This window comes from Pantoea sp. X-Soil-MYKO-1785 (genome assembly GCF_059730675.1).
The window spans coordinates 1,657,952-1,684,105 of the sequence record NZ_AP036000.1 but is presented as its reverse complement, the minus strand read 5'-3'; the positions used below and the strand labels follow the sequence as shown (position 1 = coordinate 1,684,105).

17 protein-coding genes and 1 pseudogene are annotated in these 26,154 nt (G+C 54.8%); all 18 read right to left on the bottom strand.

Translation table 11 applies throughout. The features are described 5' to 3' along the window. The 18 genes and pseudogenes from AC6I8D_RS07805 to AC6I8D_RS07720 all read right to left on the bottom strand — a co-directional run bounded on the left by AC6I8D_RS07805 (position 1) and on the right by AC6I8D_RS07720 (position 26,154). Positions 1 to 2,343 carry a type VI secretion system Vgr family protein gene (locus AC6I8D_RS07805; RefSeq protein ID WP_497819902.1) on the bottom strand — a complete coding sequence of 781 codons (2,343 nt, stop codon included), beginning with the start codon at positions 2,341 to 2,343 and terminating at the stop codon, positions 1 to 3. 3 nt (positions 2,344 to 2,346) lie between these two features. Next, positions 2,347 to 2,874: a type VI secretion system lipoprotein TssJ gene (tssJ, locus tag AC6I8D_RS07800; protein ID WP_497819901.1), complete on the bottom strand. Its 528-nt coding sequence runs from the start codon at positions 2,872 to 2,874 to the stop codon at positions 2,347 to 2,349. A gap of 65 nt (positions 2,875 to 2,939) precedes the next feature. Then, the gene (tssG, locus tag AC6I8D_RS07795; RefSeq protein ID WP_497819900.1) at positions 2,940 to 4,019 is read right to left on the bottom strand and encodes a type VI secretion system baseplate subunit TssG; all 1,080 of its coding nucleotides are present in this window, start codon (positions 4,017 to 4,019) and stop codon (positions 2,940 to 2,942) included. Further along, entirely contained in the window at positions 3,983 to 5,752 is a 1,770-nt protein-coding gene (gene tssF / locus AC6I8D_RS07790) for a type VI secretion system baseplate subunit TssF (RefSeq protein ID WP_497819899.1), read from the bottom strand. The genes tssG and tssF overlap by 37 nt, the downstream gene beginning before the upstream one ends. A gap of 84 nt (positions 5,753 to 5,836) precedes the next feature. Continuing rightward, a pseudogene (gene tssA, locus AC6I8D_RS07785) lies at positions 5,837 to 7,455 on the bottom strand (type VI secretion system protein TssA). Beyond that, entirely contained in the window at positions 7,456 to 10,827 is a 3,372-nt protein-coding gene (locus AC6I8D_RS07780) for an ImcF-related family protein (RefSeq protein WP_497819898.1), read from the bottom strand. A gap of 27 nt (positions 10,828 to 10,854) precedes the next feature. Further along, positions 10,855 to 12,015 carry a KPHS_23130 family T6SS system protein gene (locus tag AC6I8D_RS07775; protein ID WP_497819897.1) on the bottom strand — a complete coding sequence of 387 codons (1,161 nt, stop codon included), beginning with the start codon at positions 12,013 to 12,015 and terminating at the stop codon, positions 10,855 to 10,857. 2 nt (positions 12,016 to 12,017) lie between these two features. Continuing rightward, positions 12,018 to 12,275, bottom strand: a complete 258-nt coding sequence (locus AC6I8D_RS07770; protein WP_071704081.1) for a PAAR domain-containing protein — start codon at positions 12,273 to 12,275, stop codon at positions 12,018 to 12,020. A 45-nt stretch (positions 12,276 to 12,320) separates the two neighbouring features. Beyond that, positions 12,321 to 12,731 carry a hypothetical protein gene (locus tag AC6I8D_RS07765; protein ID WP_497819896.1) on the bottom strand — a complete coding sequence of 137 codons (411 nt, stop codon included), beginning with the start codon at positions 12,729 to 12,731 and terminating at the stop codon, positions 12,321 to 12,323. After that, positions 12,731 to 15,037 carry a glycoside hydrolase family 19 protein gene (locus tag AC6I8D_RS07760; protein WP_497819895.1) on the bottom strand — a complete coding sequence of 769 codons (2,307 nt, stop codon included), beginning with the start codon at positions 15,035 to 15,037 and terminating at the stop codon, positions 12,731 to 12,733. Before AC6I8D_RS07760 ends, AC6I8D_RS07765 begins: the two co-directional genes overlap by 1 nt. Positions 15,038 to 15,293: 256 nt before the next feature. Further along, the gene (locus AC6I8D_RS07755) at positions 15,294 to 15,551 is read right to left on the bottom strand and encodes a PAAR domain-containing protein (RefSeq protein ID WP_497819894.1); all 258 of its coding nucleotides are present in this window, start codon (positions 15,549 to 15,551) and stop codon (positions 15,294 to 15,296) included. Positions 15,552 to 15,610: 59 nt separating this feature from the next. Further along, a complete protein-coding gene (locus tag AC6I8D_RS07750; RefSeq protein WP_497819893.1) occupies positions 15,611 to 16,387 on the bottom strand; it encodes a lysozyme inhibitor LprI family protein in 777 nt (258 codons plus the stop codon). Beyond that, positions 16,380 to 17,129, bottom strand: coding sequence for a hypothetical protein (locus AC6I8D_RS07745; RefSeq protein WP_497819892.1), 750 nt, complete (start codon positions 17,127 to 17,129; stop codon positions 16,380 to 16,382). Before AC6I8D_RS07745 ends, AC6I8D_RS07750 begins: the two co-directional genes overlap by 8 nt. A gap of 108 nt (positions 17,130 to 17,237) precedes the next feature. Continuing rightward, positions 17,238 to 17,987 (bottom strand): hypothetical protein, encoded by a 750-nt coding sequence (locus AC6I8D_RS07740; protein ID WP_497819891.1) that lies wholly within the window; start codon positions 17,985 to 17,987, stop codon positions 17,238 to 17,240. 24 nt (positions 17,988 to 18,011) lie between these two features. Further along, the gene (locus AC6I8D_RS07735; protein ID WP_497819890.1) at positions 18,012 to 20,339 is read right to left on the bottom strand and encodes a glycoside hydrolase family 19 protein; all 2,328 of its coding nucleotides are present in this window, start codon (positions 20,337 to 20,339) and stop codon (positions 18,012 to 18,014) included. 11 nt (positions 20,340 to 20,350) lie between these two features. Further along, on the bottom strand, positions 20,351 to 22,705 hold the full coding sequence (locus AC6I8D_RS07730; protein ID WP_497820661.1) for a type VI secretion system Vgr family protein: 2,355 nt from the start codon (positions 22,703 to 22,705) through the stop codon (positions 20,351 to 20,353). Next, positions 22,705 to 25,362 (bottom strand): type VI secretion system ATPase TssH, encoded by a 2,658-nt coding sequence (gene tssH, locus AC6I8D_RS07725; RefSeq protein ID WP_497819889.1) that lies wholly within the window; start codon positions 25,360 to 25,362, stop codon positions 22,705 to 22,707. The genes AC6I8D_RS07730 and tssH overlap by 1 nt, the downstream gene beginning before the upstream one ends. 300 nt (positions 25,363 to 25,662) lie before the next feature. Continuing rightward, positions 25,663 to 26,154, bottom strand: coding sequence for an Hcp family type VI secretion system effector (locus AC6I8D_RS07720; protein ID WP_497819888.1), 492 nt, complete (start codon positions 26,152 to 26,154; stop codon positions 25,663 to 25,665).

Here is a 26,154-nt window from a genome sequence, read left to right as displayed (position 1 = left end):
TTATGCTCCCTGCACTATCGCATCATTCGCCTGTATCGCTTTAAGCAGACATGGAATACAAATTTTATTTTCGACTGGCGGATACAAGACTGGCATTTCTATCCTCTGTGAGGCACCACCTTCCGTATCCAGTCGACTGGCCTTGCGGGTATAGGTACCTGCTGTCTCGTATTTGATTTGTCCCTGCTCGATGAGGATGGAGCTCCCGCCGCCAACCAGACGTATCCGCTTCTTCCCGGCCAGCAGCATCTCCGTTGCTGAAATGAGGGTCAGTTTCTGTTCGGCACTCAGGTGCATCACGCCATTCTGCGCCTGAAACTGTACAGGCCCCTGTGCCGAAATCAGGCTCAGCTTGCCGTGTTGGGCAAACATTCCCACGCTGTCGCCAGCCAGTCCGGTGATATGCCCCTGGGTTCCGATACTGATATCTCCGCCGGCATTCAGGGCGATATTCTTCGCGGCCGCCAGCTGCAGATGCTCAGCACTGGTGAATGCCATCCCCTCAGGGGCCGAAAAGTGGATCATCTCATTGAGCGTTTTCAGGCGGGTGCTGAACATCGCCTGCTGACTGGCGATATCAGCCTCCAGGGCTTTCGCCTGGCGGGTGGCTCTGGCCAGTCCCTCGATTTGCGTACGGACAGCCTCAATCTCCCGGAGTGCCACGTCCATATCCGGCACATCACCTTCGCCGTGCACTTTGCCATCGGCGGTGACCAGCAGCCCTTTCGCCACACGGATAACCCCGAACTCATCAGTGCGCAGCTCAAACCCGGTTCCCCGCGGTTCGTTCTCTGTGTCGACGATATGTCCCTGGTTCAGCGTCGTGGCCCCGAACGGCGTGCTGAGCGCGATATGCTCACTCTGACGCTGGTCTTCCATCCGCAGTTCGTTCTGACCCGCGGTGCGCAGGATGTTCTGGCTGCGGTTATCGCGGGTGACCACATCCGGATGCTCTGAGTCATGGAACGCATGGGCGATATATGGCCGGTCCGGGTCACCGCCGTCAAAGGCAATCCCCACTTCGGTGCCGTTAATCAGCGGCGTGTGCCAGCCATAAGTTTCCCCGGCATAGGGTTTGGCCTGCCGAACCCACAGGTAGTTATAGCCCGGCTCTGCGTCTTCACGGCTGAAATCCAGTTTCACCCGGTAACGGCCCGTTTCATCGAGATACGCGTACGGCGCATTTTTCTCATCGCTCTCGATGCGGGCGGTCAGCGTCCCGGCAATCAGCGGACGCGGTGCAGGCTCAGGTCTGAAGCAATACTGCTCACTGTAGGACATGCCCCACACGGAAACGTGCAGACGGGTGTCACGGGCGGCACGGAAGGTGGTCAGCGTGATGACCATCCCCTCTTTCAGCTCCGGCACGCCACTGTCGCCGGTCTCCAGCACCATGCCCGGTGTCAGGTGGCTGGCGTTACTGAACAGATGCAGGCGGGTAGCGTGATTCAGGGCGTGTTCATACCGGATTCGGGCATAAAACGCGCCGCTTTCGGTTTCCGGCTCCGAGGTGGTGTCATCCCCCGCGTCACGATAAGGGGCAAGGTAGCGGTAATGTTCGCCAGCGGTAGCCGCCTCATTTCTGACACTGACGGTCGCATCCATCGGCGTGCTGGCGGTACGGTAATTATAATCCCGGGTGGCCACACTGCCGGTCACCGTGTGGTGCCACACCCGCGCATCCCACACCGCTTCCACCGCACCGTCATGGAGGGCAGAAGGCTCACGGTACGGCAGGCGAACATCAAACTGATACTGCAGCTGGCTGTCAGCAAAGGTCACCGTGTCCAGCCCGGTAGTGGTGTTGACCCCGGTGCGAAACCAGATGCCGTCTTCAGCGAGGATGCGCTGGATAAACTGCAGGTCATTCTCACGCCACTGGGTTATCAGTTCGCAGGCCGGGTAAGTGCGTTCCAGGCGGAATTCAAAATCCGATCCTTCCAGCCCGTGGCTGCGCAGGACCTGCTCCACCAGTTCCGGCACCGAGACATTCTGGTACACCGCACAGCGGCGGGTATGGGCAAGCAGCGCCAGGCGGGAAGAAAGTGTGACGGCAAAATGTGTCTGGTCTGCCGTTTCGTTGAGGTGTTCAAAGCCGGTGATAATGCCCTGCACCACACGGCCACTGAGCATGCTGAGGGTGGAATATTTGAGCATCACATCCTCGCGGCCGATACCTTTCTGAGGCGTGGTGAACTCAATGCGCCATTTGAACGGTTCATTCAGCGCTTCGCGCCCGTGAAAGTTCAGCACATCCGGCTTCAGGATGCTGTCATTAATCTCAAGACGATAGCGGGTCTGCCCGTCAAACAGCGCCAGCCAGTTATCGAGGGTTATATCCATGGGTTACTCCTTCACCGGAACCAGAGTCAGCCTGGTGCTGTTGAGCTGAATAGTGCGCGGTTTATCCGGGTCGAGGTCGTCGCGGCTCAGCACCAGTTTCCAGGTGTTGTTGCGCAGATCCGGACGGTTGAACAGCCCCACCACCGCTACAAATTTCGCCTCTTCGTTCATCGGCATGTTGAGCGTCACGCTGCCTTTGGGCATCACCAGCAGCGACTTGCTGCCCACTATGTCTTCTTTCAGCGTGGTGTCCGCATCGCGCAGCAGTTTCTGGTAGTCGGCGGCGTCCACCTTCTGGCGGTCCCGGAGCTGGTAAACCTGCACCATGGTGGCAAGCGGGGCCTGCGCCTCATCGGCGTTGATAGCCGCTCGGGGTTCAAAATCAAGATGCAGCACCTTTATTTTTTTGTAGAAGATGGCTTTGGTAGCGCTGACCGTGCCATCCGACACGGCCTGAGTCAGGCCACATGCAGTCGACAGGGAACAGAGCAGCATCAGTGCAGCGCTGCGCGACAGGGAAGCGAAAGTCATTCGTGGAGTCCTTTTCAGCTTTCAGAAACGGGGTGTATTTGTTGAATGTGTTGTTCGTGGGAATATCAGTCGAAACGGTAACCACCGGGGTGTGCCGGCAGCAGGGTCTCACAGGTCAGGCCTTCATAGGTGCCCAGGCTCACGGTCAGGTGCGTGCGGGTTGCGGGTTTGTCCCGCTTCAGGCCCAGCACGCCGGTACGACCCAGTTGTACCCGGTGTGTTTTACCCAGACGGGGTTCAGGCAGACAGCTCACCGGCACTGTCAGGCGCAGTCTGACATCGGAGCGGTAACCCATGTACACCCGCAGCAGCACCATCAGGTCGGTGTGCAGCTGACCGCCGGGCAGCCAGCCCGGCGCCTCGTCCGGGTTGTCGGTCGCCAGCATCAGCAGGATACGACTGCAGGCCTCTTTGCCGGTTTTGCCGAGCGTGGCACGCTGTGACAGCGACACGCGGTTGGCTTTGCCGAGTCCACTGCGGTTCTCCACGGGGACTTTCACCGGGTCCGGGCTGATAACCGTGGCACGGGTTTCCGGGGCCAGCAGGCTCACCAGTTGGCGTATCCCTTCGGCGTTTCGGGTGGGCAGCCGCATGGTCCCCAGTAGCGCCAGGAAGCGGGAGACCGGCGTGGCAATCTGCTCCGTCGTACCTGGGATGCCAAGACCGACCAGTCCCAGCAGGCACTGAGAAGTGTCATCCACGCCGCCGGCTTCGAAGGTTGCCGGGTAAGCGTATTTGCGCCAGATACGGTAGTGCTGGGTGTGGATACGGTGGCTGAAGATATCGAGAAACGCGGTGGTGGCTTCATGCCCTTCCCGGCGCTGCGCAATATCATCGAGGTACGCCGTCGGTAGCGGGGAGTCCACACCGTACATCCCGAGGAAGGTGGTGCGAATCGTCGGCGATAGGCCCGGGTAATCTTCATCGGTTTCAACCGCTTTGAGTTCGCTGACCGGGAAGCCCATTCCCGGCCACGGACGAAAGCGCACCGGGTCAGCGGACAGTTTTTCGGTACTGCCGAGCTTCGGTGCCTCCGGGTTTTCCTCCTCCAGCAGCTGGCAGAAGCGGTAGAAATTAACCCGCCAGATGTCGTCGCGAAGTCGCTCTGTCAGCCCGGAATGTGCTGGCTGTGATTCTCTTTCCATCGCAGTCGTTTCCCTGTCGGTTGCAGTACCAGCGTGAGCTGATTGAAGAGGTGGACATCGGCATAAAGGGCAAAGAAGCGGTGCAGCATTTCACCAAACAGGGTGACATCCCCTTCCCCGGCAAAATTATCGGCGTTGAGGGTGATTTCGATATCAACCCCGCGCAGCATAAAGCCCTTTTCAAAGCGGCGGATAAGGGTGTGTTTCACCGCCACAATGGCGTCCAGGCGACGGCGGTTCATCTCATCATCCGTCCAGTCATACAGTGCCAGCGTGCCGCGCAGCACCTCCGGGTTATCCATCATGCTTAAGAAACTGGAGCCCAGGTGGCTCATCACCCGCCAGTGGAAACGGTCGTTAGCAGGTGGGTAAAGCGGCAGGGTCGGCACGTTCAGGTTCAGGACCCTGACCGGGATCTTGCCCGCTTTCACCACCCGGTCAAGCAAAGTACTTTCCAATGAGCGGCGCGGCAGCTGGCCGTTAGTACCAGTGATACGGATGGAGAGCGATTCCGGGGCCTGCGACAGTTGCTCCAGTTCGAACGACTTGCCGCCGAGGATAAGCCAGGTGTCATACAGCCCGGATGGACCGCGCTTCACGCGGGTATGGAAATAACGCTCCGGCGCATCGTGCCGTATCATGCCGCCACGGTGGCGGAAACTGGTGAACGGCACGTACGGATGTTTACCGTTTTTCACCGCGCCGTGAATGGAGTCCACGCTGTAGATTTCGGTATGCCCGTCCTGTACGCGCATCGGGCGCAGCAGGTATTCGTTCTGCAGCGGATCAGGCGTCAGCGGGTCGGCTTCCAGTGAGAACAGATTAATCACCGGCGCGCAATGCAGACGGAAGTTGTCGGTCTCAAACGGCATGTCAGAGGGCCAGCCACCGTCGAGCACGATATCAGTCTCGAACCAGGTGGTTTTCTGACTCAGCCCGGCAAGCTCCAGACCTTTAAGCTCCACGAACATAAACTTCTCGCGGAAGCTGAAATACTCCAGCAGCAGCTGGTAGCCGCTGAATGCAGAATCCCCTTTCGGCCACAGGCGGTCAGCGTCATCAAAGCCCATCGGCTTACACCAGCCTTCGACGCGGACTCGATCAGTACGGGTTTCGCTGTGGCGAACATACATCGCCTGAACCCGGCGGGTCAGTGCCAGATGCAGGGCAGAAGCTATCGGGCTGTCGGCATCGAGATAAATGGCGACCTTATCAATTCCGGCTTTCGACCAGTCCACCTTGTCCGGGCACTCAAAGCGCAGCCGAATGGTGGCGCGACCATCCGGCTCGGTCTGCAGACGGGCCTCGGCCAGGTGCAGCGGCTGCAGGGGCACCTCACGAGTGGTGCGGTACTGGCAGACGGTGTTATCGGGACCGACCGGGTGCGACAGCACGGAGAAGCCGTTTTCCAGCACCTCCATTTTACGCAGCTGACGCCAGTCCGGCGTAAACGCCACTACCGAGAGTGACGGGATGGTGCGCATATAATGCGGCCACAGCAAGCTCACCAGCCCTTCGGTCAGCTCCGGCAGGTCATCATCGAGCTTTTCACGCAGGCGCCCCATCAGGAAAGCGAAGCCCTCGAACAGGCGCTCAACATACGGGTCACGCGCCCCGGATTTATCCAGGTTGAGCATGGCCGCACGGTCGGGATGGGCGCGGGCAAACTCTTTACCGGCCTCGCGCAGGTAGCGCATTTCGGCTTCGTAGTAGCGAAGGGTTAAATCATCCATGTAGGGAGATCCTGAGTGTAGAAAATATCAAAAAGAAAACAGACGGTGCCATCGGAGGTGATGACCCGTAATGTCAGGGGATGCTTAACCGCACAGCACCATCGCGCGTGTCGGATCGAGAGCAATCAGCCCGGCCAGCAGGCTGTCCATTTCCGGGGCAAAACGGGCTTTGTCGCTTTCACTGCGCCCGGCTTTCATGCACAGCAAACGAAGACGGCGGGCCTGCACGTCAAACAGCAGTCCCGGCTCCCACTCACTGAGCGTCAGCTGTGGGGCGTTGTCGGTCAATTCACCCAGCAGATGAAGAGCCAGTTCATTTCGTCCGTATTGTTCGGCCACCTTCGCCATCAACAAACGGAGCAGCCAGCGCTGCGGGGCGAAGCCAAGTCCGGGCGGCTCTGAAGCCAGGACAGTGCCGCCTCCGGGCCCTCGCTGTCGCCCTTCTCCATCGCCTCCGCTTCGAGTGCCAGGATGTCATCGGCCTGCGCAGCGGTGACCACTGCCGGTTCGTCACTGAAGCCGGGTATCTCATCGTTGACCTTTTCGGCTATCCAGTTCAGCGTCACCTCATCAGCCAGTGGCGTGCCGTTGTTCCAGGCGAGCGTTTCCAGACCCGGCAGGAGTTTGAGCATCAGCTTCAGGTCGCTGAGGATGTACTCTGCCCATTGTTCCCAGGGAGCGCCGGCACGGCTCAGCCCCTGCCACAGATACCACTGCAAATCGAGCCAGAAGCGGTTACCGCCTTCGGTGAACATCACATCCACCTGCTCCACCAGTTCGGTCCAGCTTTGTTGCAGGTACAGGCGTTTAAGCTGAGCGCGGTAATCGGCCTTTGGCGGCAACAGGCGCGTGCGACCGCTCGCATCGAGTGCCGGCAGCTGCGTCACCAGGTCCCAGCGGGCGGCCTTCATCATCCGGTGAGCCGCCAGCCAGCCCTGAGGCTGATCGACAACCCAGCCGGACAGTACGCGCAGCTGACGGACCAGCTCCACATCCGATTTGACGGCCGCAGTTTCCGGCACTGCGGTACCCGACGCCGGTGTGCTGTGTGTGCTGTCACCGGCATGTTCCTGGCCTGATGAAGCCACCGGCGTATCCAGCCCGCCGCTACCGGCCAGGCGGGTTTCCAGCCTGCACAGCAGACCGGTAAACGCAGGACGTTCGGCCTCCGGCAGCTGTTCCAGCGCGGTCTCCAGCAGGCACAGCGCCGCTGCCGTTCTGGCGGTCTCTTCCCGCGTCGCATCCGGCCAGCGTGCTAACGCATCCAGCACTTTCTCACTGTTAAGCCACTCGAGTGCCGCTAAACGGGCGGTGCTGCGCTGTGGGTGGCAGTGCTGCCCCGCCTGCTCCAGCATGGCGGTCAGCAACTGGATGCCGTCCGTCAGCCCGGTATCGCCGTCATGCTGCAGGCGGGCAAAGGCATACCAGGTCACCACCCGGATATCGCGGGCATGTCGGGTCAGAATACTTTCCGCCAGGCGGCAGAGCACGTCGGTATCGGTGTCGGAGAGTTTGTTGATTTCCTCGCGCATCAGCTGGAAATCATCGTCATAGGTCGGGTCGTCCCCGGCACCCTGACCCGTTGCCAGCGGCGTCAGCCACGGCGACCATCGGGTGAGGTTTTCCCGGGTCTGCGCGAGTAGTGCCGCGCGCTGAGCTTCATCCGGAAGACATAGAGTCAGGAGCGTTTCTGCAGTCGCCATTTATTCGTCTCCGGCAAGTGTGAGTGCGCCGTCAGCCGCGCCCACAGAAAAAATGATCTGCGGCAGGCTGAAGCCCTGCAGTTTGAGTAACGCCAGCGGCCCGTCGCCAAGCTCACTGCGCATAATGAATTTCAGCGGGTTACCGTCCGGGGTGATCCACACCAGCTGGGTGCGGCTGCTGTCGAGCGGGGTGATCAGCGCCTTATCGAGCAGACGAATGAAGCCCCAGTTCCCCTGGTTGCTGGCATAGAGGCGCATTTCGGTGCTGGTTGAGCGCCAGCTCAGGTCGACACCTGGATAGTAGGTGTTACCCGGCCAGGTGAAGCTCTGCCAGCTTTCCATCTGGTTGAAGTAATCCAGTTTCTGACCATCCAGCGTCAGTTGAGTGCGGGCCACATCGCGTGACGGTCGGGCCATCAGCTCAAAATGCACCCCGGCATCGCCCTGGGCAAAGACGATATCGGAGATATCGGCAAGCTTATTGATGGCGGTAAGAAACGCCGGACTGATGCTCATCCCCTGACTGGCTGCCGGATCCACCACCCAGTGACTGCCTTCCTGATGCAGCATCCCACCAAGATTGGTTTTGATGAACGCGGCAATGCGTCCGGAGTCGCTTCGCAGGAACTGAGCCAGCAACGGCAGTGAGGCATCGCTGCCGGTGGCCTTAAACGGATAGCGTCCGGCAAAAGCGGTGTTCCACTGCGAGACAATGGTGCTCTGCCAGCGGGCGTTCAGACTGCCTGCAGCCGGTGCCAGCACCTGACGCCAGGCCAGGTCGAGTGGCTGTACAAACAGCGCCTGCCCGAAGCCGTTCCACTCCTGGCCGAGGCTTGCCGCCACCAGAGAGCCATAGTCACGCGTGTCTGTCAGGTCAATGGCTTTGCCCTGGAAGACGGTCTGGGCCAGCATCTGGGCCATCGCCTGCGGATCAGGGGCACTGGTCACCTGCTGGAGTTTGAGTCGTACCTGAGTCACACGGGCAAGCCAGGACTGGAAGCTGAGGTTGCCGTTCGAGCCGGTCCCGTCTTTCCCGGCCATCAGACCCGTCAGTGGACCAAACACGCCGTCCAACGGACCTTTTGGCCCCTGCGCCTGTTCGATAAACTGTTTTGCGTTCTTCTTACGCCCCACCAGTTTCTTCGCCGAGTCCACAAGAGAATCCGCCAGCGCTTCTCCTTTGGCCCCGGTCTGCCCCTGCCAGGCAAGGGTATTCATCAGCGCCACCAGTGGCGACTGGCGTACATCCGCCAGCAGGTTCAGCTGGGCAATGGCCTCCGAAAGTGATGCCGCTTCGTGCCACTGAATGCTGTTGGCCATGTTGAGCCAGGCGTTGCCAAAATCAGTGAAGTAGCGCTCCGTCAGGCGCTGTTTAAGCGCTTCCGGTGACACATCACTGCCCGGTTGATGGGTTTTATCAGTAAGCACCCAGTCGATTTCATCACGGCGGGTCTTCACCACCTCATCAATCGCGTCCTCAACCTGCTCTTCCCACGCCTGACGGGTGAACATCCCCGGCACCACTTCTTCAGAGGAGAACAGGGTTGACGCGTCCGTATCGCCGGTCATATCCGCCAGGGTTAAATCCGGCCAGTTGCGGGCAATGCGCCCGAGCACCTCATGGTACAGACCCGATTCCGCGTTGCGCTGACCAATCTGCTTGAGCAAAATCTGACGTACCGTTCCCACCAGGGCGCGGTCGGGGGTTATTTTCCACTCAGGGTGTGCCGGTAAGTTCTGCGCATAGAAGCCGAGCAGCTTCGGTGCCTGGGTCTGCCACACGCTGTCAGGCACGCCGTTGCGGTGCGGCCAGGCCTTCAGCATGTTACCGGCAAGCCAGTTCGCATCCGCTTTATCGGGGCGGGCCAGCATCAGGTAACCCTTGAGCAGACTGTAAGTCTTTTGGGTGGCAGAGGTACGCGCATCGCTTGCCGGTGGCAGTTGTACAAAAGCATTTAACTGGAGATGGAGTTCATCGGCCAGTGCGTCGCGCATCAGTTGCTGGTTGTTTCGTGCATACAGTGGCCAGAGCATCTTCAGCATGTCGCTGTCCTGGTTCAGGCCAAAGCGGGTGTACCACGGCGCACCGTGTACTTCGCGGTTCTGCAGGCGGGCAATAGTCTGTTGCAGCGCCAGCTGGTTACGCAGACGTTCGGGCAAAGGCTGTTTTGTGTCAGCGGCAACACGGGCCGTATCCTGGGCCAGCCAGATTTGGGCGCGGTTAACGGAAAGCGACAGCAGTGTACCAGCCCCCCAGATCAGAACCACTCCCAGCAGTACCAGGCGCAGCACCCTTTGCCAGTGGAAGCCGATTTTACGGGCATGCACCTGCAGGCTGTCATTCTCAAGTTCCTGCCAGATTGCCGGTGACAGGCGCGCGTGCGGTACCGTTTCGGTTCCCGGCAACGCCGGGCTGAACATCACACCGCGCAGACGGTAAGGGGCTGGCCCTGACATCAGCGTGGTCAGCAACGGCACCAGAGAGCGCCGTAACGAGCCGCGCAGGGCTTTTGACAGGCTCAGCAGCCAGTGGTGCTGTGAATTCTCAAGCAGCGCTGCTACGCCGGGCATCTGCAATTCGGAGGACAGAGTGGTGAGTGTCTCGCGGGTCTCTTCCGTTGTTGCGCCAGAACCAAATAACGCGCCAGTTGGGGGCACACCTTCCCCGTCATGGGCCCAGCTGCCTTCCCGGACAAGCCACAGCCAGACCGGCAGTTGCCAGCCCAGCAGGGTATCGGTTTTCTGACGCACACGCACCAGGGTGTCCTGCTTCGCCGTATCGGGCAGAGCGGCCGCATTCATCACCTGCACCACGCCATCCAGCGGACGCTGTGGTCGCACATCGTTCAGGACGGACAGGAACTCATCATCCGGCACGCTTTCCGCCAGACCGCCGTAAATAAGCACAATCCCGTCACTCTCCTGCCAGTGGTCACGCTTCAGGCCCGGCACCACCTTCTCAATATCGCTGTCGGTACCCTGTACCAGCAGCATGCGCACTTTAGCTTTCCAGCGGCGACGGTAGCGCAGACGCAGGTGATCGACCAGCGCCTCAGCCACAAACCGGGAGGTATCTGCGTCGGTATGTTTTGCCTCTGGCTGGGATGCAGCCGCCTGCTGTCCGGAGGCTACCACATCCAGCTTTCCCAGCTTCTCACCGTTCTTCGTGAATACAGTTTCAAGTACCCAACCGATGATCACTGCAGCCAGCATCAGCAAAAGACAAATGATCACAATGCCGGTCGCGCTGACCGGACCCAGATTGAAGGTGTCCTTGACCCACACCGGATAGATCCAGAGTGCGCCGCCAATGAGACAGACAGATAGCACGCCCAACAGCAGCGTAAGAAGAAAAGTGGATGCGATTTTCATATATAGAGGAGAGCAATCCCTTGAGAGTTATTCCGGGGTGACAATACAGAGTTGTCGGTTGTCTTCTGAAAGTTCGGTGACAATAAGCTGGGCTTCGTTGTCGCTCAAACACTGACGGGTCGCCAGCTGTAACGCCTGCCAGGGAGCGGCTACGCCCGCGAACCCGACAACCGTGTCAATATGAATGATTTTGTCAGCCTTAAGACCAGGAGCATACGTCTCACGGGCCTTGCTGAAGATATCGCCGGAGGCCATCTGGCCGCCGCTGGTCCATGCCTGCTTCAGTGCTGTTTTTTCCAGTCCTGACCACATCATGACGAGCTCAAATGCCCGGTCGAGATTGCCATCGCGACACATCTGCGATCGGTGAATTTTGACCGACACGTCCGGAATATCCTTCAGACGGCAGTTGGTCAGCAGTAACACGGAAATGGCCTCACCACTGTCCTCTGGAGGGGCTTCGTAAAGCTGAGCGCTGACCACCAGTAACGCAGCAGCACGGTCATAATGGCAGTCCAGCCAGTAGTCGAGGATTTCCAGCCCCGTCAGTTCGCGAATGCGCACTAGCGGATGGGACACGCTTTTTTGCAGGAGGGACGGCAAAGTCGAAAACTGTTCACCGGTATCCACCGCCAGATAGCAGGTCAGCGTCGGAGGGAGCAACGCCACCAGATTCTGGACGTTGGCGGTTATCTCCTGAAAATAATGCGCTTCCCGGTCAGCCATTTCCCCGGTGGCCGCCAGCGCCCGGTGACGAACAGGGTCGCCACCATTAACGGGTTCGCAGGGCATCATCAGGGGCTTTTTGGCTAGTACAGCCTCATGCGCCATCGGACTGGCAGACCCCAGCCCGTTAATCAGTACTTCGCCGATAAGCCATGCAAAGCGCTGTCCGCGCGCAACGTCTGCGCGGTAACGGGCGGCGGTCGTGGCGTTTTTTCTTTCACAACGCCCACGGAGGAGTGCGTAGCCAAAATAACGCCCGACAATCAGTAAACCCCACAATACGACAGGCAGCCCAGTTGCCAGTCCCCAAAATGCTGCACCTGAACGCTCACCTTGCCAGAACAGGAATGTCACTGCAGCACCCACCAACAACATCACAATGCCCAGGAACAGCCAGCGTTTAAAACGCGGACGAGGCGGCAGTTTCTCCTGTGCCGGAATGCGCTCAAGTTCAACCGGCACGTTCACCCCACCAGAGCATTGGGCAGGGAGCTGATAAGCGTGCAGCCACAACCACACTTGTGGCCATGGAACGCCACAGGAACACCGCGATCGCGATAATTTGGGTTACCTTCGACGATAGTGGTATCGCCATGTTCCGGGCAGGAAACACGGTCACCTTTACGGGCCACGCCGATATCACCAAAGAACATGGTTGTTGAGCAGGACAACACTGCCCCACCATGAGTGGTTTTATCGCCGAGCCTGATTATCCCTTGCATCTGCCTTCCTATTGCTATACTTAGAATAAAACTAAGGTAAAAATATTATTTCCACACACAATCTGAACGATCATCATTGTATGCATCTATATTTTCGGAGAACTCGGTAACCTTCCCTTTTAATGATTTATAATCAAACTGATAAAAGCGAGCACCCTGTGACATTACCGTGTAATATCCATTTACTTTCCCGTTAACTATCTCATTCCAATCGGTTGTAAAAGATGAGGGACGGTCAGCAGAATCTTGTTCTTCTTCTGTTTTTACAAAAAACAATGGGATAGCTGATTTTGAATGTTCGTACTTAACATACCCAATATCTAATCCATCCTGAGACATTTGGAAGAATTTGACATTCGTCTTCCCTGCACTAAAGCACCCTACAGTTTCATTCGCATGAGCCAAGGAACTGAGTGACATAGTAAATACTGACAAAATCGCAACTAATACTTTCATTAAGATACCTCTAGAGCTGTAATTCTTCCATTTATATAGTTGAGTACCCCTTGGTACTCAACTCCATAAATTTTTCTATGTGCCTGTCGTGCAGGGAAGGGGTTAGCATTTATGAGTTCCTTTGCACGCTTGTAGCCTGCTAATGCTTTATCTTTATTCTTCTCTGTGCCATGACGTCTTGACCCTGGGTCATGCCAAAGCCCCCATCCAAATGAGTAAATCTTACTATTGTAAATTTCACTGGACGCAAATGGATATGTTCCATCCTCGCTCTTTTTATTCAAATGCTCTGCATGAAGACTTTTTACAGCCTTATTAAATATATTTAGACGTTCATCATACCCATTAAAACCGCCATTAATAACCGCTGTTATTTTATTGAAATCATCATTCCCTGAGGGAGTATCCAAAGACTTGTGAACTTTGAAAAACCAGAATGCAGAAAGAACACTATGAGGCAGCGTCGTTAACTTATCTCTGGCTGAGCCGGATGATGATACATCCTCAACAATGTAACGCCCATAACTATCATAATTAGTTTGTAGAGTAATTTGGATTAATCCTCTACCATACCAAGGCTGATAAGAGGCCCTTTCTCCATTAATTTCTTTCGTGAATCTAAAATTCCCACTTTCGTGCAAAACTTGTGCAAGGAAATGGGCTTTATCTCGACATTTAGTGATTTCAAATCGCTTAAAGCCTGCATTTAACCCATCCAAATAACTTTTAAGTGTATCAACATTCACGCCTTGGGCTATTTTTTGAAGTTCCTCAATAGTGATATCTCGATTACATGCGCATATCCCATGTTCATTAATTGCGTCTAAAAATGTCACGGGATGCATATGCCAGACAGGTGCACCACTGCTGAACCCCTCCACCTTGCTCATCCATTCCATGTCGTCAAACCACTGTCTGACATAGCTGACACAGAGGGGATCCAGCTGCTTTAAAAACGTTCTCCAGCGGTGATGGCTGCTGCCACCAAACCACTCACTGTCGTGTCTGACCACCATCCGTGCCGCGATATCCCTGACATCCAGCTCCGCGTAATTCACCGCCTGGCGTAGCTCTGCACCGGAAAGGTCGCCACTGTTATCGCTGTCCATTTTCCGCAGCAGGGCTTTGTAGTAGTCAGAGACCTGCTTTTCCCGGATACCGCGCTCAGGCCGTACCCACTCCGCCATTCTGGTGAACCCGTCTTTGATCCACCCTTCATGCAGGGATTTTGTCATATCGGATGTGGACGGCTCTTCAAATGCTTTAAAGCCCAGTTTATCCAGGTCGTACTGGCTAATATCCGCATCGACATCGTCTTCGCTGAGCCAGGCCCCGTCCCCGATATCAAACCAGCGTTTACCGTCTTTGTCTGTGAACGGATGGCATTTGTCCTGCGGCATAATTTTGTGAATATCTTTCTTCACCTGTCCTTTGGTCCGGGTGAAGGTATCGCCTGAACGGCTATAAATGAAACTTTCCGGGTGGATATGAACGTATTTCGGGCCACTTTTCACCTGGGCCTTATTGCTCAGAAAATCGATCATCCGACCGTCGGTACTGAGCACTTCAATATGTACAAAAGCACTTTTTTCCACACCGTGTATGTCACAAGGGGCAATGTCTTCCGCCAGGTAACCCACGGCATCGCCGGCTGCCACCTCAAGTCTGGTTGCAGGTTTAACGACTTCATCAAATGTCCCCTGGGCAACCGCCTGCTGCATCCAGGCTGGCAAATGCGCCCTCAGCTCACCGACAGGGGTCACATACTGCGGGTCAAGCGACATCCAGAACGCCCCGCCGGTCATTTCGGATTTGCCGTTCATCGCCCGGGCAAGCCCGAACGTCTGCGTCTGTCCCTTCAGGTCGAAGGTGATCTCACGCAACACAATGACGCTGTCGCCCGTTTTCAGCTTATGCTTCTCCGCTACCGGCGCCTTATCTCCGTCTTTTTCTTTGCCGGTATATTCACGCTTGCTCAGCCTGTCGCCCTTCTCTGTGACCTGATACAGTTTGTGCTCTGGAAAGGCAGAGAGCGGCGCAAGCCCGATATACAGCGAGTAAAAGTCGAGGCTGTTGTCCTTCTTTTCGGGATCCGGGGTACAGGTGGATTTGACCAGCACAAAGGTAGTGGAATACTGCAGCGGCTTGTTCATGTACGTGGCGGTCAGGTAATCCTGATTCACACGCCAGGCCACCACTTCGCCACCTGCCATAAACTGAAGCGGTACCGCAGAGTCCGCCGTCTCGCTTGTCAGCACGCAACCCGGGGCACTCTTGCTGGTGGTGTGGATCCCACCGTGCCACATGTTATTCGTTCCGGCCAGCCAGGAGCCGTGTGGCTCCTGGAGCCGTGTGGCTCCTGGAGGAGCGGCTGCATCATGTCATCCACAGTGGCGTATTGTTCACCATTCGCTTTTCGGGCAGGAAAACAGATTTTCATTCCGGTTATCCTTAACGTGAAGGAATATTGCGTGTTTTGGGTGGCGTCACGCTGGCATTTGTCTGGCTGAATTTAGGCGGCGTGACATCCATGCTGCCACCAACCAGGTTCAACCCGCACGTTTACCCCACCAGAGCATTGGGCTGTGAGCTGATAAGCGTGCAGCCACAGCCACACTTGTGCCCGTGGAAAGCCACAGGAACACCGCGATCGCGATAATTTGGATTACCTTCGACGATAGTGGTATCGCCATGTTCCGGGCAGGAAACACGGTCACCTTTACGGGCCACACCAATATCGCCAAAGAACATGGTTGCTGAACAGGACAGCACTGCACCACCGTGAGTGGTTTTATCGCTTAACCGGATTATTCCTTGCATATTCATCCTTTAGTTAATAATTGCTGATAGTAGTAACACAATTACGATGATCACCTACATCAATCTGATGACAAAACATCAATTCGTTGCAATGTCATTTTTGTTTGACATTCATAAATTGATATTTTTTCATTGAGAGAAACTTCACTTTTTTCGAGTCCCTCAACCTTACCGCAGATTTTGTTCTTATCAGATACCCACAATTTAGCGTCATGCATTAATTGCTTTCTAATCGCGACGGAAAAACCACTCCAAACGGCGTTCAATTCCTTGTCAGCAGTTTTATACTCATTAGATACGTACTGATACTTTCCTTCTTTAATCTTCTTGGTTATATCATCGGAGTTTACTTTAAACCAAACAACACCAAAAATAGTTGCAGATACCATATTTGGCTCAAAAATATCGACATTAAAATCCTTATCATTTTTATATTCAATGTCATAGTAGATTTTCTGAGTGATTAATCCGTCAGCAAGAACAGTATGATAGTAATCAGGGAAGTATTGCCCAGCGAGTATTGCTGCGTCTTTATAATAGTGAAGATCATCGCTACCAAGGTTTTTGGAGACATTGTCATCGATACCGACTTCAACGCTGGCCAGACACCTTAAACCGTTCGTCCTTTTGAACTGAGTTGTATATTTATCAATCTTAACTGGCACTTGATGGATATTTTTGTCATTTATAGATCCGGAATTAAGAGAATCAATCTCGGAGTAAATTTTATCTGAGAGGGCATTTTTCAGTAACTGTGAACCACATGACAACTCTTCTGAATGCACTCGTGTACAAAATACGAATAAAACAAACAAGCCGAGAGTGTATTTAGCCACCTATTCCATCCCATTTATTATGATACGTGAAACCGAGTTCTTCCAACCGATACTCAGTCGAACTTGAGTGACAATCATATATCTTTGTTTTTTCCTGTAACGAAAGAGTATCAGACTGAACAAGTTTAATATCACCACATTGTTTGTTCTTAAAGGCGATCCATTTTAAGGCATCCTTTTTCATCTTTTGCCTCACATTAGGAGAAAGGTCTCCCCATTGAAGGTTTAATTCTCCATTAAGGTAATCATACTTACTCTTTGCATTTTCATAACGTAGTTCTGGCAATCCATCAGTCAAGCGCCCTTCATTCATCTCAAACCATGCAAGAGCATTTATAACGTTATCTAAACGAGATGTCTGCATATCAACAATGACATCTTTATGGTCATCTGTGACAATAAAATTAGCGTAAAAAGAATTTATTAGAACATAATTATCACCCATATCTTGAATAAGCGAATACATGGTACTTTGTTCATAAACACGGCTGGTGGCCTGATCATATTCATGGGAATATGCCTTTATAAACTTCAATAAACCCTCGTCAGCGGTAATTTTTATACGAAATGCACAACTAAAACCTATCTTCTGCGGTACATTAGGAAAACCTTCATAATTAATAGGGAATTTTTTAATGACATCTCTGTTAACACCATTACCAATATGCAATGCATTCTCTCTAATAAACTTTGTTGACGCATTAAAAAACTTCTTGTGAATTGCAATCAAAGCCTTTCGCAAAGGAATGTCCAGAAAAGAATAACAGAAAGAATACACATGCCATTTTTCTTAGCATCTACAACCCCTATAAAAAATTGCTATCACCATTAAAAATTCACGATTTATTTTTTATCGTTCAGTAACAACATCGTAACGTGAGGTCTGCGTATTGAGTTTATAATTAACACTCACGTCAGGCCCAGTGCTGTAACAATTCAATCGAATTTGAGAGCCATCGCTTTCTATATTTTGAAAGATAGACGTCATATACGAACCAAATTCACAGTCATTCATCTGCGGGTTGATAACCTGTATTAACTTACCACTTTTTTTATCGATAACATTTACTTTATTAATTACAATACCATCTGTACTCGCTTCATAAACACCAATGAAACCATGTTGTTTAGTCTGACCCCAAAATGGAATATCCAATGTCTTAGCACTTCCATTTATAACACCATCACTAACTTGAACCGCCTCCTTTAAATCTACTTTTAAAGCTGACCGTTCATTGTGCCACTCACCAAGAAAACCAGTAGAATTCCGTGTTAGATTGAAAGGGCATTTTGAAACGTCAACCCCCACTCCTTGAACAATATATTTTTCGAAACTTTCATCGCTGACAGCCTCACATAATACAATTGAACTTGATTCGTTTACGCCATATAGAGGAATGGGTGACCTGTGGTTATCGTAATAGTAGCTCCCCTCTACATTTACCTTTCCCCCAAAGTCATAAAACTGAAGAGACAAATGCACGGGATATTTCCCGATATAACCTTCATAATTTTTTACGACATATGGCATGTATGCAGCTTGAATTGAAGCACTCAGGAATAGTGAACAAAAACAAAAAGCAACTTTAATTTTAGTCATCGTTCCACCTCGATTTTGAATCAATTAAAACGCATCAGCAAAGACGTTAGTTGATTTGATTTTTTCAAAATGTCCGCGTCGTTTTTCATAGCTAGTTGTATGAAGATTCACTTTTGCCGTGATTTTATCTACTACTGCTCCCGTATCACCCTGATCAGCAAGATCATAAAGTTTTTCACGGAGCCAGAAGTAAACAGCAGAGCGTACGCAATAGGTCCCTTTCTCAAGCATTGATGGATTGTTTATAAAATCAACATCATTACCCCAGTTCTTTTTATAGTAATCAGAAAACCCTTGGTAATTTACTTTTCCTGTGAGATGAATACCACCTCTACCTCTGTATGTACTACCATCACCTGACGCAACATTTCCATTCCCTAATCTGTTAGCATAAACTCTATCAGCAATAGCAATCTCATTTGCATGTTTCGTGATTTTTCCACTAACTTTAGTATATGAGTATTCCTTTGCTTCTGCAGGATGAGTTCTAAAATAACTAAAATTAGCCTTTAACCCCTCTTCGCTGTAATTAAGGCCCTCGACAGGACTTGCAGCACTGCCCATCTCCTCTCTTAATTGAGCAAAAAAGTGGTAAACTCTCAAAATGGTATCCAATTTATATTCACTTGCATGAGTATTAATCTCATCCGCAATTTCCTGAAGGAATGAGGACTTCGTAGGTGATTTTAAGCCATTGAACACTTTATAAAGCATATCCACTGTTATATGAATAGTACGTTTATCTGCAATGGCGTTCAAAAAAATCACCGAATGCATATGCCAGACAGGCTCACCGCTGCTGAATCCCTCCACCTTGCTCATCCATTCCATGTCGTCGAACCACTGTCTGACATAGCTGACACACAGGGGATCCAGCTGCTTTAAAAATGTTCTCCAGCGGTGGTGACTGCTGCCACCGAACCACTCACTGTCGTGTCTGACCACCATCCGCGCCGCGATATCTCTGATATCCAGCTCCGCATAATTCACCGCGAGACGCAGTTCTGCACCGGAAAGGTCGCCACTGTTATCGCTGTCCATTTTCCGCAGCAGGGCTTTGTAGTAGTCTGATACCTGTTTTTCCCGGATACCACGCTCAGGCCGTACCCACTCTGCCATTCTGGTGAACCCGTCTTTGATCCACCCTTCATGCAGGGATTTTGTCATATCGGATGTGGACGGCTCTTCAAATGCTTTAAAGCCCAGTTTATCCAGGTCGTACTGGCTAATATCCGCATCGACATCGTCTTCGCTGAGCCAGGCCCCGTCCCCGATATCAAACCAGCGTTTACCGTCTTTGTCTGTGAACGGATGGCATTTGTCCTGCGGCATAATTTTGTGAATATCTTTCTTCACCTGTCCTCTGGTCCGGGTGAAGGTATCGCCGGAACGTGCACAGACAAAACTCTCCGGGTGAATATGAATATATTTCGGCCCGCTCTTCACCTGTGCCTTATTGCTCAGAAAATCGATCATCCGACCGTCGGTACTGAGCACTTCAATATGTACAAAAGCACTTTTTTCCACACCGTGTATGTCACAAGGGGCAATGTCTTCCGCCAGGTAACCCACGGCATCGCCGGCTGTCACCTCAAGTCTGGTTGCAGGTTTAACGACTTCATCAAACGTCCCCTGGGCAACCGCCTGTTGCATCCAGGCCGGCAGGTGTGCCCTCTGCTCACCGACAGGTGTCACATATTGCGGGTCAAGCGACACCCAGTATGCCTTGCCGGTCACTTCGGATTTACTGTTCAGCACCCGGGTAAGACCGAACGTCTGCGTCTGTCCCTTCAGGTCGAAGGTGATCTCACGCAGCACGATGACGCTGTCGCCTGTTTTCAGTTTATTCTTCGCTACCGGCGCCTTATCTCCGTCTTTTTCTTTGCCGGTATATTCACGCTGACTGAGCCCGTCGCCCTTCTCTGTGACCTGATACAGCTTGTGCTCTGGAAAGGCTGAGAGCGGCGCAAGCCCGATATACAGCGTGTAAAAGTCGAGGCTGTTGTCCTTCTTTTCGGGATCCGGGGTACAGGTGGATTTGACCAGCACAAAGGTACCGGAATACTGCAGCGGCTTGTTCATGTACGTGGCGGTCAGGTAATCCTGATTCACACGCCAGGCCACCACTTCGCCACCTGCCATAAACTGAAGCGGTACCGCAGAGTCCGCCGTCTCGCTTGTCAGCACGGAGCCGGGGGCACTCTTACGGGTGATGTGGATCCCACCGTGCCACATGTTATTCGTTCCGGCCAGCCAGGAGCCGTGTGGCTCCTGACAGAGCGGCTGCATCATGTCATCCACAGTGGCGTATTGTTCACCATTTGCTTTGCGGGCAGGAAAACAGATTTTCATTCCGGTCATCCTTAACGTGAAGGGATATTACGTGTTTTGGGCGGTGTCACGCTGGCGTTTGTCTGGCTGAACTTAGGCGGCGTAATGTCCATGCTGCCCCCGGCCATCGGCGAGCGGTAATGGGGGGATTTCACCAGGTAATCGCCCAGGGTCTCTTCGACAATGCCACCATTGTCCAGGGTGATACTGGAACCTCCACCGTTGAGCCGCAGTTTAGGCGCACTGATGAGCAGCTCATCCTTGTTGCTGCTGATGGTAAACAGCAGTTCTGATGTCATCTCCATTGAGCTCGCCTCTGCGCGAACCTCAACATCCCCCTGATTGGCAATGAACTTTGCCCCGGACTGATGAGCAAACAGCCCGACAGACTCACTGGCGGCAAGCGTGATGTTCTTCATTGCGCCCATATCCAGATGCTGACCCGCACTCAGGATAGTGTTCTGCTTGCTGGTCATCTGAAGGTGCTCACCCGAGGTGAACGCCACGCCCTGTGGTGCACTGCCCAGCAGTGCCGCTGACTGGAGGTCTTTGAGACGGTTTTCCAGCAGGCTGTTCTGGCTTTCCAGGTCGCTGGTGAGTGCCTGAGCCTGCTGTGCGAGAAGATTAAGCCGCTTCATTTCTGCAGCTGACTGGCTCAGGCGCTCAATAGCCGGCGCCATGTCCAGCACTTTGCCCTGCGCCGACGGCTGTGCATCTGCGGTCAGGAACATCCCCCGCCCGGCACGCAGCGCCCCGTATTCATCGGTACGCAGTTCAAATCCGGTACCGCGTGGCTCACGCTCACTGTCCACGACGTGGCCGCCGTTGAGTTGCGTCTTGCCAAACGGCGTTGCAAGCTTGAAATGCTCTTCCTGACGTTTGTCTTCCAGCCGGAATTTGTTATCCCCGGCCGTGCGCCAGATGTTGCGCGTGTGGTTGTCGCGGGTAACGTGGTCAGGGTGCTCTGAATCGTGCTGTGCGTGAGCAATATACGGACGGTCGGGATCACCGCCGTCGAACATCACCGAGACTTCGGTACCGTCCAGCAACGGGGAGTGGAAGCCGTAGGTATCCCCGGCGTACGGTTTTGCCATGCGCAGCCAGAGGTAGGCATACCCCTGCTCGGTGCTGTTGCGGTCAAAATCGAGCCGGACGCGGTAGCGCCCCTGATTATCGAGGTAGGCGTAGGTGTCATGCTTCTCATCGCTTTCCACCCGGGCAGGCAGAGAGCCAGCCATGACTGGACGGTTCAGCAATGCCGGGCGGTAGCAGACCGTTTCGCTGTAAGGGATGCCCGTAAAGCGCAGCTGAAAGCTTTTGTCACGTGCACCTGAGGTGTGAACCCCGGTGATGACAATGCCATCCTTCAGCAAATCGGGCAAACCACTGCTCTGTGGCTCCAGCACTTCGCCCGGGGCCAGAATCGGGCTGCTGGCTCGCCCCGTGACAGTCTGCTGTGCGTTAAGGTAGCGCTCATGACGCAGGCGGGCAAACCAGGCTCCGCCTTCGGGGGTTTCCGTATCCCCTTCACTCAGGAACGGCTCAGCATAGTGATACACCTCACCGGTGGTCGCCCCGCCTTCCTGGCTAACGGTCACGGAGCTGTCCTGCGGGGTCAGCGCGTCACGGTAGTTATAGTCGCGGGTGGCTACGCCACTCGTCACCACGCGGTCTGTCGAACGAATATCCCAGACGCTCTCCTGACCGTTATCACTGGTACGTGACGGCGGGATGATAGGCAGCTTCACGCCAAACTGATACTGCATCTGGCTGTCCTGGAAAAACACCACATCCTGTTCAATGCGGTCGTCCATCTCAAAGCGCCAGAAAATGCCGACTTCGGCCAGCAGACGCTGAACAAAGGCCAGGTCCGTTTCACGCCACTGGGTAATGAGCTCGCGGACCGGGTAGGCCTGCGACAGACGGAATTCGAAATCCGCCCCTTCCAGCCCATGGGAACGCAGAATTTGCTCCACCACTTCCGGCACCGACTGGTTCAGATATACCGCACAACGCTCGGTATGCTGCATCAGGGCAATACGCGGCACCAGTCGCAGGGCGTAGGTAATTTCATCCCCTGAGGCAGAGATACGTCGGAAATCATCCACCACCCCATACACCGTACGCACCGGCACGGCTGGCGTACCGTCATAGAGCGGTGTCTGGAAGGTAAAGGAGGCCGGTTTAAGCATCAGCTCACTGCCGGCAATATTTGCCGCACAGGTGACGGTGATGTCATAGCGCCACGGCTGGCTCAGGGTTTCACTGGCGCGAAAACGCAGGACATCGAGAAAATGCGGGCACTCATGAACATCCACGCGATAGCGGGACAGCCCCAGAGCCTCATCAATTTTCTTCTGTGCCAGACTGGCAATGCTTTCCATTATCACGCCTCCTCTCGGGTATCCGTGGCATCAAATTCCAGCCCGATACCCTCTTCCTCACTCCAGCTCAGCGTCAGGGAGTGTGGCTTCTGTTTCGCCGCCATATGGGTTAACAGTTGCTGGCTCAGCACCGGCAGAATTTGCTGGCTGAGCAGGCTGTCGACGTTGCGTGCGCCGGTGTCCGGCAGCAGGCAGGCGGCGGTCAGGGCGTCATACAGGCTCTCATCAACCTGCGTGGTCAGGCCGTAGTGACGATGTAAGCGCCTGCTGACCTGTGCGAGCTTCATTTCCACGATGGTGCGCATCGCCGTTTCATTCAGCGGGCGGTAAATCACCGTCTGGAAGCGGGCCAGCAGCGCCGGCTGAAAGTGGTCGCGCAGGATCGGGCGCAGCAGCTCGTGCAGCTCCCCTTCGCTGGCGTCCGGCTGTTCATCCAGCAGCTGCATCAGGTGGTCGCTGCCGAGGTTTGAAGTCATCAGAATCACCGTGTTGCGGAAGTCGATTTCACGCCCTTCGCCGTCGCGCATAAAGCCGCGGTCGAACACCTGATAGAACAGGTTCATGACGTCACGGTGCGCCTTTTCCACTTCATCCAGCAGCACCACGCTGTACGGACGCTTGCGCACCGCTTCGGTGAGAATGCCGCCCTGGCCGTAACCGACATAGCCCGGCGGTGAGCCTTTCAGCTGCGACACGGTGTGCGGCTCCTGGTATTCGGACAGGTTTATGGTGATGAGGGATTTCTCACCGCCGTACAGCACGTCCGCCAGCGCCAGCGCGGTTTCGGTTTTGCCGGTGCCGCTCGGGCCGACCAGCAGGAACACGCCCTGCGGGCCGTTCTCAGAGGTCAGCCCGGTTTTGGCGGCGCGCAGGCGCTGAGCGATGGCCTCAAGAGAAGTATCCTGGCCGACAACACGGCTGCCGATTTCGTTTTCCAGCGTCAGCAGTCCGGTCTGTTCGTCTTTCATCAGGGAAGAGAGCGGCACGCCGGTCCAGTCGGCAATCACGCTGGCAACCGTGCGGCTGTCCACATCAACGGAAAGCAGCGGGTTGCTGTGCTGCATGCCCTTCAGCTCCTGTTGCAGCGTGTGCGTCTCGCTCCGACGGGAGATGTCATGTCGGCTTTCCAGCAGTTGTCCGGTGAGTTTCAGCTCCTGACCGTACCGGGTCTGAAGCTCGTCGAGTGCAACGATGAGATCGTTCTCTTCCTGCTCAATGGCGGTCAGACGTTCACCATGACTCTGATTGCCGGCGGCGATATCTTCCAGCAGCGCCTGCTTCTCCATTTCAAGAGAGGTAATCTGCGAGCGAATGCGGGTCAGCTGTTCCGGCACCGTGTCGAGGCTCATGCGTACCCGGGCGGCGGCGGTATCGAGCAGGTCGACCGCCTTGTCCGGCAGCTGACGACCTGTCAGGTAGCGGCGCGACAGGCTGACCGCTGCTTTTACCGCATCGTCGGTGATATGCACGTCATGGTGTTCGGCGTAGCGGGATTTCAGCCCACGCAGCATCAGGCAGGCGGTGTCGTCGTCCGGCTCGTCCACCTTCACCATCTGGAAACGGCGCTCCAGTGCGGCATCGCGCTCAAAATACTGTTTGTATTCGGACCATGTTGTGGCAGCGATGGTGCGCAGCTCACCGCGCGCCAGCGCGGGTTTCAGCAGATTGGCGGCATCCGCGCCACCGGCCTGATTACCGGCACCGATAATGGTGTGGGCCTCGTCGATAAACAGCAGAACCGGCACCGGTGACTGCTGCACGGCGTCGATAACGTTTTTCAGGCGCTGTTCAAATTCGCCCTTCACCCCCGCCCCCGCCTGCAGCAGGCCGAGGTCAAGGGTGCGCAGGATGACCGGCCTGAGGGACTCAGGGACGTTACCTTCGGCAATGCGCAGCGCCAGGCCTTCCACCAGTGCGGTTTTCCCGACGCCCGGCTCACCGACCAGAATCGGGTTGTTTTTACGGCGGCGGGAGAGAATGTCCACCATCTGGCGGATTTCCGTGTCGCGGCCGAACACCGGGTCAATCTGACCTTCCCTGGCCCTGGCCGTGACGTCGAGGGTGAATTTATCCAGCGCGTTCTGCAGCGCCGGGTTCAGCTCACCGTCTTTCAGCTCTGCACCGACCGGGCGGCCCACAAACTCCACGTTACTGCCGTGGCTCTGCGCCAGCTCTGCTTCCTGCTGCACGTCCGGGCGCTCATCCGACTGCCCATCAAGCAGCGGACGCAGGCGTTCCAGCTGACTCTGGCCCAGCGTCAGCAGCGGCCACAGCCCGTCACAGCGAACCAGTTTCTGTTTGTCAGTCAGCGCCATCAGCAGATGGATGCTGCGGATTTGTTCCTCGCCGTTAAGAGAAGCAATCAGCCAGGCTTCCTGCATCAGCGTCTGAATGGCATCAGACAACTGCGGGCGTTGACGCACCGAACGCGGCTGTTTATCCAGCCAGCCCAGCAAATCCTGCCACAGCGCGTCCATATCCCACTCATAGCGGCGGGCCAGCACCGTCAGGTCACCTTCCCCCTGTTCGAGCAGCTTCAGCAGCCAGTGCTCCGGCAAAATTTCCGCATGGGCGCGGGTCTGGCAGAGCGAGGCCGCCGCCTCCATCGCACGGGCACAGTAGGGGTTCAGACGTCGCAGCAGGATGGCTGGATTTTCCATGACTCTCTCTCTTTGTCGGTTGCTGGACACGCTACCGCCCCTCGCTGTTTCCCATGAAGGAGACCAGAGCGCACAAGGTCGGGCGGGCAGATTGTGAGTTTCTTTGCTGAAAGCCCGCACAGGCAGACGCTCAGCAAAAGTAAAAAGCGGACAGAACAGGCTGCCCGTCAGGCGGTTACGCTAAATAGTTCGTGCTGTAGCAAGGCGGCAAGCGCGTGCAGCCCCGGGAGCTTACATAAGTAAGTGACCGGGGTGCATGAGTACAGCCAACACCGCTACAGCGCGAAATATGACGCGTAATCAGGCGGTGGCGCGTTCGTTCCAGGAATCGGAATGAATGATGTTGCCGTCTTTGTAGGTCCAGGTGATTTTTTCGTAACGCAGCTCGATGGTTTCGAGGTGGTTATGCTTCTCGTAGGATGGGTCTTTGATGTCGTGCATTTTCGGTGCAACTTTCACCAGCCTGACGTTTTCCAGCTTCGTGTTGAAGTACTCCACCTCCTGACCCGCGTCGTTGATTTTGTACCACTTAAACTCCGCAGACTTCAGGGTCTGACCGGTGGTCACCGCCTTGTAGAGGTACGGGCTGGAGGAGTCGATTTCCTTGGTGAACAGGAACGGCGTGTGGATACGGGTGCCGGTCAGCTTGCCGGTGTTGTTATCGGTCGGGATATAGAGGCAGTGATCCTGAGCAACCACTTCGATGCTGCCTTCACGCTCATGAACGTCTACAGACCCTTTAATGTCCGCACCGCCGTCGTCTTTCAGCCACAGATAAACAGGAATAGCCAT